At 65.3% G+C, this 14,217-nt stretch carries 11 protein-coding genes; 4 read left to right on the forward strand and 7 right to left on the reverse strand.

What is annotated here, in order from left to right; translation table 11 throughout:
* The first annotated feature begins 76 nt into the window (after positions 1 to 76).
* Positions 77 to 1,324: a kynureninase gene (kynU, locus tag JCM7686_RS18380; protein WP_020952222.1), complete on the forward strand. Its 1,248-nt coding sequence runs from the start codon at positions 77 to 79 to the stop codon at positions 1,322 to 1,324.
* Positions 1,325 to 1,432: 108 nt separating this feature from the next.
* Entirely contained in the window at positions 1,433 to 2,713 is a 1,281-nt protein-coding gene (locus tag JCM7686_RS18385) for a hypothetical protein (RefSeq protein WP_020952223.1), read from the forward strand.
* Between the two features lie 24 nt (positions 2,714 to 2,737).
* Here JCM7686_RS18385 and dld read toward each other — a convergent pair whose 3' ends face one another.
* The 7 genes from dld to JCM7686_RS18425 all read right to left on the reverse strand — a co-directional run bounded on the left by dld (position 2,738) and on the right by JCM7686_RS18425 (position 11,857).
* Positions 2,738 to 4,459, reverse strand: coding sequence for a D-lactate dehydrogenase (gene dld / locus JCM7686_RS18390; RefSeq protein WP_020952224.1), 1,722 nt, complete (start codon positions 4,457 to 4,459; stop codon positions 2,738 to 2,740).
* Between the two features lie 97 nt (positions 4,460 to 4,556).
* The gene (locus tag JCM7686_RS18395) at positions 4,557 to 6,137 is read right to left on the reverse strand and encodes a GMC family oxidoreductase (protein WP_020952225.1); all 1,581 of its coding nucleotides are present in this window, start codon (positions 6,135 to 6,137) and stop codon (positions 4,557 to 4,559) included.
* 12 nt (positions 6,138 to 6,149) lie between these two features.
* Positions 6,150 to 6,692 (reverse strand): hypothetical protein, encoded by a 543-nt coding sequence (locus tag JCM7686_RS18400; protein WP_020952226.1) that lies wholly within the window; start codon positions 6,690 to 6,692, stop codon positions 6,150 to 6,152.
* A gap of 50 nt (positions 6,693 to 6,742) precedes the next feature.
* The gene (locus JCM7686_RS18405; protein ID WP_020952227.1) at positions 6,743 to 7,135 is read right to left on the reverse strand and encodes a VOC family protein; all 393 of its coding nucleotides are present in this window, start codon (positions 7,133 to 7,135) and stop codon (positions 6,743 to 6,745) included.
* Positions 7,136 to 7,271: 136 nt separating this feature from the next.
* The gene (locus tag JCM7686_RS18410) at positions 7,272 to 7,586 is read right to left on the reverse strand and encodes a ribbon-helix-helix domain-containing protein (protein WP_020952228.1); all 315 of its coding nucleotides are present in this window, start codon (positions 7,584 to 7,586) and stop codon (positions 7,272 to 7,274) included.
* A gap of 195 nt (positions 7,587 to 7,781) precedes the next feature.
* Positions 7,782 to 11,639 (reverse strand): amino acid adenylation domain-containing protein, encoded by a 3,858-nt coding sequence (locus tag JCM7686_RS18420; RefSeq protein WP_020952229.1) that lies wholly within the window; start codon positions 11,637 to 11,639, stop codon positions 7,782 to 7,784.
* Positions 11,640 to 11,644: 5 nt separating this feature from the next.
* A complete protein-coding gene (locus JCM7686_RS18425; RefSeq protein WP_020952230.1) occupies positions 11,645 to 11,857 on the reverse strand; it encodes an MbtH family protein in 213 nt (70 codons plus the stop codon).
* A 249-nt stretch (positions 11,858 to 12,106) separates the two neighbouring features.
* Between JCM7686_RS18425 and JCM7686_RS18430 the strand changes: the two genes are divergently transcribed.
* Together JCM7686_RS18430 and JCM7686_RS18435 are read left to right on the forward strand one after the other, a co-directional pair.
* Positions 12,107 to 13,303: a PLP-dependent transferase gene (locus tag JCM7686_RS18430; protein ID WP_020952231.1), complete on the forward strand. Its 1,197-nt coding sequence runs from the start codon at positions 12,107 to 12,109 to the stop codon at positions 13,301 to 13,303.
* Complete coding sequence (locus JCM7686_RS18435) at positions 13,300 to 14,184, forward strand: alpha/beta hydrolase (RefSeq protein WP_051201697.1); 885 nt, start codon at positions 13,300 to 13,302, stop codon at positions 14,182 to 14,184. The genes JCM7686_RS18430 and JCM7686_RS18435 overlap by 4 nt, the downstream gene beginning before the upstream one ends.
* The last annotated feature ends 33 nt before the right edge of the window (positions 14,185 to 14,217 follow it).

Consider the following 14,217-nt stretch of genomic DNA (forward strand, 5'->3'; position numbering starts at 1 on the left):
GTTGCGGCGCATTTGTTAGCCTGCCTGAAATCGGCCAAGGCCCAGCCTTTGCCCGCAACCTGAGGATCTGACCCCAATGTCTGACGCGCTTTCCCTTGACCATCTCCGCGGGCTGGATGCAGGCGACCCGCTCAAGGGATTTCGCGCGGATTTCGTGCTGCCCGAGGGGGTGATCTATCTTGACGGCAATTCGCTTGGGCCTGCCCCGAAAGCCGCGTTGAACGCGCTTCAGCATGCCGGGAGTGCGGAATGGGCGCAGGATCTGATCCGGAGCTGGAATGCGGCGGGCTGGTTTCAGCTGCCGCTGGAGCTTGGCGACCGGGTCGGGCGGTTGATTGGCGCGGCACCCGGGCAGGTTGCGGTTTGCGACAGCACATCCATCAATATCTTCAAGGCCTTGAGCGCCGCCGCCGGGCTGCGCCCCGATCGCAAGACCGTGCTGGCCGAGGCGGGCAGTTTCCCGACCGATGTCTATATCGCCGAGGGCTTTGTCGCGAGCCAGCCCGGCTATCGCCTGCGCCTTGAGGGCCAGGACGGCGCGAGCATTCTTGACATGCTCGGTCCCGATGTCGGGGTGGTGCTGCTCAATCACGTCAATTACCGCTCGGGGCGGCTGGCGGATCTGGTCGCGGTGACCCGCGCCATTCACGAAGCGGGCGCGCTCGTCATCTGGGATCTGTGCCATAGCGCGGGCGCGCTGCCGATCGGGCTTGATGCGGCCGAGGTCGATTTCGCGGTCGGGTGCAGCTACAAATATCTCAATGGCGGGCCCGGGGCGCCCGCCTTCATCTATGTCGCCGAACGCCATCAGGCGGCGGCGCGCCAGCCGCTTTCGGGCTGGTGGGGACATGCCCGGCCCTTCGCCTTCGAGACCCATTACGAGGGCGCGCCTGCGATTGCACGTTTTCTCTGCGGCACCCAGCCGATCCTGTCCCTGCGTGCGCTGAAAGGCGCGCTCGAGGTCTGGGACCGCGTCGATCTGGATGCTTTGCGCGCGAAAAGCCTGCAATTGACCGATCTCTTCATCGCGCTGGTCGAGACGCGTTGCGCGGACCATGGGCTTGCGCTTGAAACCCCGCGCGATCCGGCTGTGCGCGGCTCTCAGGTCAGCTTTTCCCATCCCCACGCCTATGAGATCGTCCAAGCCCTGATCGAGCGTCAGGTCATCGGCGATTTCCGCGCCCCCGATGTGCTGCGCTTTGGCTTCACGCCGCTCTATCTCAGCCATGAGGATGTCTGGATCGCGGTCGAAACGCTGCGTGACATTCTGGAGACCGGGCTTTGGCGCGAGCCGCGCTTTGCCGCGCGCCATGCGGTGACCTGAGCGGCAAGATCGGCGGGGTTTTTTGTCGTTTTGTCGGCATCTCGCCCTCGCTTTGCCGGGCGTGAGGCCTTAGGCTTTCGCCCAGATTTTCGCTGTCCCGGAGTGATGATGCGTTCCCTCGTCCTGACATCTGTACTGAGCTCTGCTCTGTGCCTCGCCGCTTTGCCCGCCCTGTCGCAAGAGGCGGCCAAGCCCTTGATCTCGCTGCCGGTGACGGCGGTCGAGGCTTCTCCGATCTCGCATGAGATTGCCGAGAAGGGCATCGGGCCGGTGCTGGCGCGGCTGCATGGGCTGGCCAATCCGACCCCGGACGAGAAATTCGCCACCGCCGGGCTCGAGCTTTTGGCCGCCGTTCAGTCGACCTATCAATGGCGGGTGAAATATCAGGTCGGCACGGAATGGGGCGTGATCTTGGGGATGCAGGGCCAACTGCCCGATGAGGCCGCGCCTCGCGAGCCCTTCCCGCCCGCCGCCTTGGCCGATCAGACCGAGGTCGTGCTTGCGGCGATGGCGCGGCTGCAAGAGGCGCTCAAGGGCGTGGCCGAGGGGCCGGATTTCGGGGTGACGCTGGATCTGTCCGATCTCTGGTTCGATCTTGACGGCGATGGCAAGCGCGCCGATTGGGAAAACGCGGGGACGATCCTGAACGGCGTCTTGTTCACCAACAACAATTGGGACGAGAATGGCAATCTGGTGCCGCTGGATGCGCTGCCGGTGATCCGCTTTGACAATGCCGATGCGGCTTGGCTCTCGGCCTATGGCCATCTGATCGCGGGCAGCGGCGAGATGCTTCTGGCCTTCCATCCGACCGAAAGCCTGAGCAAGATCCTCGAGACGCGCAAGCAGATCGACGCGGCGCGCCAAGAGCATCCCGATGCGCGTGAGGACGCCGGCCTCGATATGCTGGACCCGATGCTCGAGCCTCTGGCCACCGCCTTCGACATGCTGCACCGCCAGCCCGACCCAGAGCGCACGCGCCGCGCCAAGGCGCATTGGCTCGACACCATCGCGCAGAACCGGCTGTTCTGGAAGCTGGTCGATGCCGAGACCGACAATGCCGGCGAATGGATCCCGAACGACCGGCAGGTCTCGGCCACGGGCTTTGTCTTCCCGCAGGGCACCGGCGCGGCCTGGCTGTCCGTCCTCGACGATGGCGAAGCGCTGCTCAACGGCAAGAAATCCGTGCCCTTCTGGCGCGCGCCGATCGGGCTTGATCTTGGCAAATGGCTCGATCATCCGAAGCCCCTGCCGATTGACGGCGTGGTGCAGGGCTGGGCGATTGCCGATTATTTCACCAAGGCGCCGCAGGTCTCGCAAGAGGCGATGGGCCGCTTTTCCGAGCTTTTCATGGACAGCGATCCGTTCCTTGCCATGGTGATGATCAACTGACCGCCCCCGCGCAAAGGCCGGGCCTCAGTGCCAATGCTGGCATTTCGAGGTCTGGCCGATGCCGGGGTTGAGGCTATTGGTCGGGTCGATGTCGCGATAAAACGCGGCCAAAGCAGGCTTGGCCTTGTAGAGGTGGCCGACATTATGCTCGGCGGGATATTCGGCGCCGCGCTGATCCAAGAGCGCCCACATCTCATGTTCCAGCGCCAGACAATCCGTGCCCTTTTTCGCCACATAATCCTGATGGAAGACATGGCAGAAGAAATGGCCGTAATAGAGCTTTTTCTCGATCCGTGCCTCCATCTCGGCGGGCAGGACCTCGACCCAATCGCGGTCATTGCGGCGCAGCGCGATGTCGAGCGCGACGATATCCTCGACCCGGGATTTATGGATGGCGCGATATCGCCCCGCCGCGCCCGCCACCGCGAACCGATGCAGGAAGGCGGCCTTGCCCTCATCGGCGCTGCATTCAAAGACATCGCCGCTGGCTGAGGGGAAAAGCCCCGCGAAATAGGCGCGCGTCTCGGCAATGCCTGCGCCGCCCATGCGGATCAGCAGGTGATGCTCATAGCGGTCGCGCCAGGTGTTCATGCGCGCGGGCAGGTGCTGCGGGAAAAACCGCGAGATCCCTTGGGCGATGCGGTCCGAGATCGTATTGCCGAGCCCCAAACGCTCGGTCAAAGCATCGACGCGGGATTTCAGCGCGAAAAGACCCGGCATCCGGTCGGTCCCGGCCTTCTGGATGAAAAGGAAGGTGTCCTTGCCGTATTTCGCAGCAACATCATAGGCTTCGCGGTGGATATATTCGCCCGCGATCGGCAAATGGGTGAAATCGGCCAGCATGTCGCGGCGAATGCGGGTCAGCTCGGCCGGGTCGTTCGTGCCAACATAGAAAACCGCCGTGTCCTTTTCGGCCTCGAATGTATCGAGCCGCACGGCAAAGACCGCAAGCTTGCCCGCACAGCCCGCCGATTCATGCAGGCGGCGCGGATCGGCGTTGAAGCGCGCCGGGGTTTCGGCATCGACCTGACGCACGTGGCTGGCATATTCATGGTCCGAGGCCCAGGCCTCGCTTGGCGCAGGCGCGGGCAGATCGCCCGCCTCGATCCGGGCGAGCACCTTTTCGGGATCATCGCCCAAGGGCAGGCCCAGATGGTTGACAAGGCCGACCGAGCCATCGGCGCGGATCTCGGCGAAAAGCGTCATCTCGGTATAGGCCGGGCCGCGCTGGATCAGCGCGCCGCCCGAATTGTTGCAAACCCCGCCGAGAACCGAGGCGCCGATGCAGCTTGAGCCGATGACCGAACGCGGCTCTCGGCCCAAGGGACGCAGGCGCTTTTCCAATGTGTCCAAGGTCGCGCCGGGCAGGCAGAGCACCTGTTTGCCGCCCTCGATCAGATGCACGCCCTTGAGGCGCATGGTGCTGATCAGGACGATTTCGCGGTCGTAATCCTCGCCCCAGGGGGTCGAGCCGCCGGTCAGGCCGGTGTTGGCCGCCTGCATGATGACGATGCGGCCCGAGGCCACGGCAAGGTTCAAGACGCGCCACATCTCGACAAGCGACCCCGGACGGGCGACCGCGGCGACCGGGCCTTGGCCAAAGCGGATGCCGCGGGTGAAACGGCGGGTGTCGCGGGCGCGGGTCAGGACATGTTTCGCGCCCACCACCTCGGCCAGCGCGGCGAGAAGACGCGGTCGCGACATCTCGGCCATTTGCGGATCGGGGCGGGAGGTGGCGGTCGTCATGTCATGGCCTTTCAGAAAGGAAGCCGTCGCAAATGCAGTCGGGCGGGACAAGCCCGCCCGAAGAGAGGCCCGGCCCCGAGGGGCCAGAGCTTGGGGTTCAGATCGTGCCCTTTTCCATTTCGGCCGCGATATATTCCGCCTGACGGATCGCCAGCGAGACGATGGTCAGCGTCGGGTTTTCGGCCGCCGAGGTGGTGAAGACCGAACCATCCGAGACAAAAAGGTTGGAGATATCATGCGACTGGCCCCATTTGTTCACGACGCCATCCCGCGGGTTTTCCGACATGCGGTTGGTCCCGAGGTTATGGGTCGAGGGATAGGGCGGGGTCGGCAGCACGCGGGTGGCACCCGCCGCGCGATAGATCTTTTCGCCGACCTCATAGGCATGGTTGCGCATCGCGATGTCGTTCGGGTGGTCGGTGTAATGGACATTCGCCACCGGCAGACCGAACTGATCCTTGCTCGAATGATCAAGCGTGATGCGGTTGGTTTCCTGCGGCAGATCCTCGCCGACGATCCAGATCCCGGCCATATTGTCATAGCCGTCGATGGCCGAGGTGAACTCGCGCCCCCAAGCACCCGGATCAAGGAAAGCCGCGATAAAGGGCAGGCCGAGCGAGATGGTTTCCATCTCATAACCGCCCGAGAAGCCGCGTTTCGGATCGTGCTCGACCTCGTCCTGAACGATCCCGGCCATGGTCGTGCCGCGCCACATTTTCACGGGCTTTTCAAAGATCGCATAGACCGAGCCGGTGGTGTGGCGCATGTAGTTCCGTCCGACCTGACCCGAGCTATTGGCCAGACCATCGGGGAATTTCTCGGATGCCGAAGCCAGCAGCAGACGCGGGCTTTCGATCGAGTTCCCGGCGACCGAGACGATGCGCGCCTTCTGGAACTGCTCTTTGCCGTCCTTGTCGATATAGCGCACGCCGGTGACCTTGCCGGTCTCGTCATGCTCGATCTTGGTGGCGTGCGAATGGTCGCGCACTTCGAGATTGCCGGTCGCCTCGCCCTTCGGAATATCGGTATAGGCCGCCGACCATTTCGCGCCCCATTTGCAGCCTTGGAAGCAGAAGCCGGTCTGCTGGCAGGCGGGACGGTCGTCGTTTTCGACCGAGTTGATCGCCATATGGCCGGTCGAGACCTTGGAATAGCCGATCGCCTTCGCGCCTTTTTCCAAGACGAGGAAGTTGTTGTTGCCCGGCAGGCCCGGCCAGTCATTGGTGCGGGTCACGCCAAGCTTTTTCTCGGCGCGCTCGTAATAGGGTTCGAGCTCTTCGAGCGTGATCGGCCAATCGAGCAGGTTCGCGCCCTCGATATGACCATAGGTCGAGCGCGCCTTGAACTCATGGGGCTGAAAGCGCAGCGAGGCGCCCGCCCAATGGATCGAGGTGCCGCCGACCGCTTTCACGATCCAGGCGGGCAGGTTCGCGAAATCGCGCGCCACCCGCCAATCGCCCGAGGTCGTGCGCATGTCGGTCCAGGCGAGCTGGGCGAAGCTGTCCCATTCGTCGTTGATGTAATCTTCGGGCAGATAGCGCCCGCCCGCTTCCAGAGAAACGACTTTGATGCCCTTTTGCGCCAGCTCGTTGGCGAGCACGCCGCCGCCCGAGCCGGTGCCGATGATAACCACGACAGAGGCGTCGTCATGGGCGAATTTTGCAACTTTATCAGCCATATCCGTCCCTCCTCAGAGCCAGTCGATGTCGTTGAAACCGCGGTCGATATAGCCGCCATGCGAATAGCTTTCGCCCTCATAGCCAAAGAGCGGCCAGATCTCTTTCTGGTTATAAAGCCCGGTCACGAGGCCCGCGCGGATGGTCTGGAAGAAGGGCGAATGCTCGACCGTGCGCAGAATTTCCACGCGGTCCTTTTCCCAACCGGCGGCGAGATAGCTGTCGAAACCCTTGGATTTCGCCACGATATTCAAGGCCGTCACGCCCTCTTCGATCAGCGCGGCCTGCTCGGCATTGTCATAGCCCTTGACCGCGATCGCATAGAAGCGGTCGGCAATGCGGTCATGGGGATAGATGTCGCGCGCCATCTGGATCAGCGTCGCCATGGTCTCGGGCTTGAGCGTGGTCGTCTCGACCGCCCAGGCCGCATCGGTCGAGGCGACAAAGCCCGCGCCGACGACAAAGACGGCACCGGCCGCCATGGCGCGGGCCAGAAGGCCGCGCCGGGTCAACCCTCTGACCGGCAGGTCAGAAGGGGAAGTTTCGGTGACAGACATGTCAGTCCTCCCTGAGTTGGTTATTCCCGTCCTCCTGACGGGTTGCCTGCTTAGAGGTAGCGACCTGCGCGTTGCAGGACCTCGATCTCGTATCCGTCCGGATCCTTGATGAAGAAGAATTTCGCGATCACTTCGCCCGCCGGGGCGAAATCGACCAGCTTGCGCGGGGCGAGACCCAGCTCGGTCAGCCGCGCATGTTCGGCCACGACATCCTCGACCGAAACCGCGAGATGGCCGTAACCATTGCCGAGATCATAGGATTCCGTGCCCTTGTTGACGGTCAGTTCAAGTTCAAAGCTGCTTTCGGCATTGGCCAGATAGATCAGCGAGAAGGTCTCGAAATCGAGCCGCTCGGCCACGTCCAGACCGAAAGCGGTCTTGTAGAAGGCCAGCGAACGCGCCTCATTGCCTACGCGGATCATCGAATGAATCATCTTGGCCATAGAAAGCCCCTTTCCGGTCGTTTCGACCACTTTCGGGGCAAATCTGCCTGCCGGGGTAGCATCATGCTACCACGCGCCACTTTTCCGGGCAGATTCTTTCTTGGATCGGGCTTTTGGCGGGACTTGCGCTGCGCCCTCAGGCCGCTTGGGCAACCTGACGCGCGGCATCGCGGAAATCCTGGCCACCGCGCCCGCGCAATTCGAGCTGCACAAGGCAGGCGCAGCGCAGGAGCGAGGTGAAGTTCACCGGCTCGCCCTCAAGTTCGAGCACCTCGGATTGGAGCGTCGAGAGAAAGCCGGGCGTGGTCTGGCCCTCGCTGATCGCGATTTCGTCGAGAATGTCCCAGAACGCCTGTTCGAGACGGATCGAAGTGCTTTGCCCGTTCAGCCGCAGCTTGCGGGTGACAGGCTCATAGCGGCGGGGGTCCTGACGGACGAAAACCTCACACATGAGATGGCTCCAACACTCTTTGAAGCGATCCTATCACAGAAATCGCGAAAGACCTCAACTCATCGGGGGGAGGAGGGACCGGCGCGGGCGGGCCCGGCGGCACCGCCCGGGGGCTGTCTGCCCCCGGACCCCCGAGGATATTTTCGCATGAAAGACGGGGTTTGGCCGCTTTCCTTGATCCGCCGGGCGGCGGGGTCAGATTTCGGTGAGGCGCTGTGCGAGCCTGTCGTGGAAACTGCGTTCGCCGATGATATGGAGGTGGTTGGTGCCTGCAACGACCTCTGAGGCGGAAGCGCGGGGCGAGAGCCTGCGCCAGTCGATCAGATTGAGGCCGCGGCTGAGGCTGTCGCCGGCGCTGAAGGAGGCGACCGGGACATCGAGCGGGGCGAGCTGGTAGCGGCGGAAGACCAGCGCATTGTCGATCAGCACCCAGAAGGTGTGTTCGCGGCTCGAGACCTCGGGGCCGTCGGTGGGCAGCGGATCGGCCTCATTGCCGATGAAGCGCAGGAATTGCGCGAAGGTTTCTGCGTCCATCAGCGCGATCAGCCGGTCCCAATCGGCACGCATTCTGGTTTGTGCGAGCCAGCTGTCGAGTTCGGCTTCGAGGCGCGCGCGCTCGCCCGGGACAAAGCGGGGCGTGGCGCCCGGGGCGAAATCGACGCCGAGGTCGCAGACATCGACCTGGGTGATCAGCCTGAGGTCGATGTCGTTTTGGAGTTGCCGCGCGGCCTCCCAAGCGAGAAGGCCGCCCCAGGACCAGCCGAGGAAGGTGCAGGGCGCGCCTTGCGAGGTGGCGCGGATATGGGCGACATAGTCGGCGACGACATCGGCCACGCTGACATTCATCTCTTTGGATTCGTTCAGAGAATGGCAAAGAAAGCCGGTCACCGGCTGGTCGGGGCCGAGATGGTCGGTCAGGCGCAGATATTCGCGCGTCGAGACCAGGAGGCCCGGGAAGCAATAGAGGCGCGGCCGGGTGCCGGTGGCGCGCAGCAGGATCGCACTGCGCCCGGTCGCGTCTCCGGCCGTGATCCGGGCGGCGAGGCCGCGCACGGTGGGTGCATCAAAGAGATCAGCCACGGTCAGCTGCACCTTGGGCCAGATCTGCCGCATCCGCGCCAGCACCTTGAGCGCGATCAGCGAGCGTGCGCCCATCTGGAAGACGTCATCGGTGGTGCCGAGGCTCTCATAGCCGGTTTCCTCGCGCCAGAGCCTCAGGATCTGCGTCTCGGCCTCGGTTTCGGGCGCAATGCCTGCGCCCTTGCGCTGGACCTTGCCGGGCAGGGGCAAAGCGGCGCGGTCGAGTTTCGCATTCGGGTTCGTCGGCATCCGGTCGAGCACCACCACGGCGGCCGGGATCATATGTTTCGGCAGCAGGGTTTCGAGCCGGTGGAGCAGCGTCTCGCCGGTCACATCGGGCGGGGCCACGACATAGCCGATCAGGCGTTTCTCGCCCTCCTCCTCGCGCAGAAGGACCAGCGCCTCGCTGACGCCGGGTTGGGCGAGGAGCGCCGCCTCGATCTCGCCGGGCTCGATGCGGTAGCCGTTGAGTTTGACCTGCAGATCGACCCGGCCGAGGAATTCGATCGTGCCATCCTCGCGCCAGCGCCCGAGATCGCCCGAGCGGTAGAGCCGCGCGCCGTCCGGCCCGCCGAGACTTGGCCCGAAGGGATCGGGAATGAAGCGGTCGGCGGTGGTGCCCGGGCGCCCGACATAGCCGCGCGCGACGCCCGAGCCGCCGAGATGGATCTCGCCGACCACGCCGATCGGGCAGGGCATGAGATCGGGGTCGAGCACATAGGCGCGCCGGTCGCCAACCGCGCGGCCCAAGGGGGCATAGGCGCCGTCAAAGCGGGTGCCGGCCTCGACCCGCCAGACCATCGGCGTCATAATGGTTTCGGTCGGGCCATAGCCGTTGATCAGGGTCTTCGCGTTCAGCGCGCGCGACAAAAGATCGAAGGTCGTCTGCGCAAGCCCCTCGCCGCCGAAGGAATAGAGCCGCATCGGCGGGGCCTCGCCGGTGGCCTCGGCCCATTCGGCGAGCTGTTGCAGGTAAGTCGTTGGAATCGAGGCATTGTTGCAGCCATGATGGCGCATTGCGGCGAGGGTCTGTTCCGGCGTCCAGAGCGGGCCATCCGGGATCACGACCGAGCCGCCCGCCATCAAGGGCACCATCCAGCGCTCGTGCCCGCCATCTGACGAGAAGGGCAGGAAGGGCAGCTCGCGGCTTTCCGAGGACATGCCATAGACGCGCGAGGTCGTCTGATTGTGCAGGCTGAGCGGGCCGTGTTCGACCGCGACGCCCTTCGGCTTGCCGGTCGAGCCCGAGGTATACATGACATAGGCGAGCTGGTCGGGATGGATCGCGACCTCAGGATCGGTATCCGCAAACTCGCCCGGCGGCAGGTCGTCAATGCAGAGCACATGGGCGGCGAGGCCCGCGGGCAGGCGGTCGAGAAAGCGGGTCCGGGTCAGCACCACGCGCACCCCGGCATCGGTCAGGATATGGTGGTTGCGGCTTTCGGGGTGATCGGGCTCGACCGGGATATAGGCGCCCCCGGCCTTCAGCGCGGCGAGGATCGCGATGATCGCCTCGCCGCCGCGCTCGATCAGGATGGCGACCGGGGTTTCGGCGCCGACGCCAAGCGCGATCAGGCGATGGGCGAGGCGGTTGGCCGCGGCGTTCATCTCGCCGTGGCACCATTGGCGCGCGCCGCAGATGATCGCGGTCTTCTCGGGCGTCTCGCGGGCGCGGGCGGCGATGATGTCATGGGTCGCACGCGGGTCGTTTTCCTCGGCATCGGGATAGGGGGCGGAGAGCGCGTCAAGCTCGGCCTCGCTGACCAGCGGGATCATCGCGAGCGGGCGAGCGGGCGCGGCAAGCCCCGCCGCGAGCAGGCGGTCGAGCTGGGTCGCAAAGCGGGCGAGCAAGGCGGGCTCATGCAGCCCCGCCGCATGGTCGATGCTCAGATGAACCGCGCCGTCGGGGGTGATCTCGGCGAGAAAAACCGCCTCGCCCTCGGCGGGCGGGCGCGGGGTTTCCAGACGGCGGATGCCTGCGGGCAAGGCGGGCAGGCGGCGCAGATGCAGCGCCAGCGCGCCAAGCGGGTGACGGTCGGCGCCGCTGTGGCGCAGCATGTCTTGGACCAGCGCTTCTGAGGGCAGGCGCGCCGCCGTGATCTCGGCTTGCGTCTGGGCGATGCGCGTGGTGAGCGCGTCGAAGCCCTCGGCCGGGTCATAATCGAAGGTGAAGGGCAAGCGATCCTCGCCGCGCCGCGCCGGGTCGAGCGAGGGTTGCGAGAGCGCAAAGCGCAGGCTGTCGCCGCCGCTATAACGCGCGAGCAGCGCGGCGAAGGCCGCGATCAGCGCGGTTTCGGGATCGGGGGTGCGCGCGTCGAGGATCAGGCTCAGCCCCGCGCGGGCCGTGGTTTCCGCCCGGCCGTGGCGCTGCGGCAGGCGGGCGATGACATAGCCCTCGTCGCGGCCTTCCTCTTGGTCCGCCTCTAGCAGCTTGCGCCAGCCCTGCAAGGCCTCGCGTCCCACAGGAGCGGGCAGCGGGGCCAGCGCAAACGCGGGCGGGGCCTCGCACGAAAGCGCCGCGATCAACCAGTCCTCCATCGCGAAAAGCGTCGCCGCATCGCCCAGAAGCGGGTGCAGCGTCAAGGCGAGCACCTGCCGCCCGTCGGGCGCGGGCGCAAGCAGCACCGCCGCCAGAGGGCCGGTCTCGCGGTTGAGCTCAAGCGTGGAAAGCGCCGCGCGGATCGCCGCCTCGGGATCGGCCGAGCCCGCAAGTTTGCGCAAAGCGATCTGGGGCGTCTCGGTCAGCTCGCGAAAGACCTCGCCGCCGGGATGGGTGACGAAGCGGCTGCGAAAGGCGGGATGGGCGGCGATCAGCGCGGCAAGCGCGGCCTCAAGGCCCGCCGCCGCATTCGGGGCGATCTCGAGGATCAGCTGCGGACGACCGAAACCCGAGACCGCGCCCACGGTTTCATGCGCCCAGATCTGGCGTTCCGCGCCGGAAAGCGGCAGCGCATCCTGCGTCAAACGGATCATTTCGTTCACTGCACGCCCCCCATCGCCTGACGCAAAGCGAGCGGACGCGGGTCCTGCCACAGCTCTTCGATCCGCGCGAGGCAATCGGGGCGGCTGGCGCGCGTGCCCTCGTCCTCCCAACCGGCGGGGAGGGGATATTGGCTGGGCCAGACGGAATAACGGCCCTCGGCATTGCGCAGAATGCGCCAATCGGTGCGGCTGGTAAATGAGCGGGTCATGGGAGCGGCCTCATGGTCCTGAAAATGACTTCCCCGCTTGGACGGATGGCGCGCGGGGAAATTCACCCCAAGCCGGGCGAAATTTTCGCCCCCTCCGTTTTGGGCCCCGTTTCGGCCTCCCGTTTTAGGCGCCGTGATTTTGCCGCCGCGCGGTGAATTTCTCCGCCCCTCGCCCGTCAGGCAAAAAGCCCGCGCCCGTCGCGCGCCCGATCTTTTCATCCCGGGACCAGCGCCCGAAAGGAGCCGCCCATGAACCAGCATCTCGCCCCCGAGACCCTAGAGCCCCCCGCGACCCCCGATCTGAACAGCCTGCTTCTCGCCCCGCGCGCGGCGCAGGCCCATCACGCGACCGCCGTGCCGATCTATCAGACCGCGAGCTTCCTTTTCGAGAGCTACGACGAGCTCGCCGCGGTCTTTGCCGGGACCTCGGATCGCTTCATCTATTCGCGCGGCAACAACCCGACGGTGGCCGAGCTGGAAAGCGTGATCGCCGCGCTTGAAGGGGTCGAGGCGGCGCGCGGATTTGCCTCGGGCATGGGCGCGATTGCCGCCGCGATCATGCCTTTCGTGCAGGCGGGCGACCGGGTCGTGGCGGTGGAAAACCTCTATTCCGACGCCTTCCGGCTCTTCGAGGTCGTGCTGAAGAAATTCGGCGTCACCACCGATTATGTCGATGGCAGCGATACCGAGGCGGTGATTGCGGCTTTGCCGGGCGCCAAGCTGCTCTATCTCGAAAGCCCGACGAGCTGGACCTTCACGCTGCAAGATCTCGCCCCGATCGCCAAGGCCGCCAAGGCCGAGGGCGTGCTCACCGTCATCGACAATTCCTGGGCGACGCCGCTTTATCAGCGCCCGGCCGAGCTTGGGATTGATCTGATCATCCATGCCGCCTCGAAATATCTTTCAGGCCACAGCGATACGATTGCCGGGCTCGTTTGCGGGCCGAAGGCGCTGATCGATCGCATCAACCACGAGGCCTATCATTACCTCGGCGCGAAAATGTCGCCCTTTGACGCGTTTTTGGTGCTGCGCGGGCTGCGCACTCTGGGCCTGCGCATGGCGCGGCATATGGAAAACGGCCTCGCTTTGGGGCGCGCCTTGCAGGACCATCCCGCCGTGACCCAGATCCGCCATCCGGGCTTTCACGACCACCCCGCCCGCGCCGCGCTTTCGGGCTATGGCGGGCTTTTCGCCTTTGACTTTGACGCGAGCGTCGATGTCCCCCGTTTCGCCAATAGCCTGCGCCTCACCCGGCTGGGGGTAAGCTGGGGCGGGGCGGAAAGCCTGATCATCCCGGGCGAGGCCGCGATCGGGCTCGCGGGGGCCTCGAACTCCTTCCGCCGCTTCAAGGTCAGCCCGCGCACCATTCGCTTCGCGGCGGGGCTGGAAGAGCCGGGCGCCTTGGTCGAAGATGTGCTGCAAGCAATCGAAAAGGCGCGGAAGTGACGAAAATCGTGAAGGAAGGCGTGCTCGGTCTTGGCGGGGCGCGCTGGTTTGATCTCGAAGACAGCGCGAGCGGCGCGGTGCGGCGGGTCTTTTTGTGGATCCCCCCCGGCGAGGCGCCCGAGGCCGGTTGGCCCGCCTTGATGCTGACCGATGGCAATGCGGTGATCGCGACCGCGATTGATGCGATGCGCGCGCAGGCCTTTTACCCCTCGGGCACCAATCTTGGCTGGGGCGTGCTGATCGCCATCGGCTATCCGACCGACGAGGCCTATGACCCGTTTCGCCGCAGCTGGGATCTCGGCCCGCCGCCCGGCGCGACCTATCCGCCCTTCTGGGAGGGCACGCCCGAGGTCAAGACCGGGGGCGGCGCGGAAATGGCGCGCTTTTTGCTCGACGAAGTCCGCCCCTTCGTCGCCGCGCGCGTGCCGCTTGACCTCGCCCATCAGGGGCTTTTCGGCCATTCCTTCGGCGGGCTCTTCGCGCTGTGGCTGATGTTCACCCGGCCCGACGCCTTCAGCCATTGGATCGCCGCCAGCCCCGCGATCACTTGGGAGGAAAGCTTCCTCTTGACCCATCGCGACGGCTTCGCGCCCAAGGGCAAACCGCTCTCGCTGCTCTTGTCGGCGGGCGAATGGGAGGGGGCCGCGCTCGCGCCCTTCCAGATCGGGGCCGAGGATGCCGACAAGCGCCTCGCGGAAAAAGAGCGCATCCGCACCATCGCGGCTGCCGAAGAGATGGCCGGGCATCTGGATAAGATTCAAGGGATTTCAGCGCATTACGAGACATATGCCGGTGAAACCCATATGTCGGTCCTGCCGGTTGCGGTGAACCGCGCGCTCCACCACGTCTTCGCGCTCAAGAAAAACGCAAGCGTGGGGTGAATTTTTCGGGGGCTCCTGCGTCAGCCTGTCGCA

The sequence above is a fragment of the Paracoccus aminophilus JCM 7686 genome, assembly GCF_000444995.1.
Taxonomy (GTDB): domain Bacteria; phylum Pseudomonadota; class Alphaproteobacteria; order Rhodobacterales; family Rhodobacteraceae; genus Paracoccus; species Paracoccus aminophilus.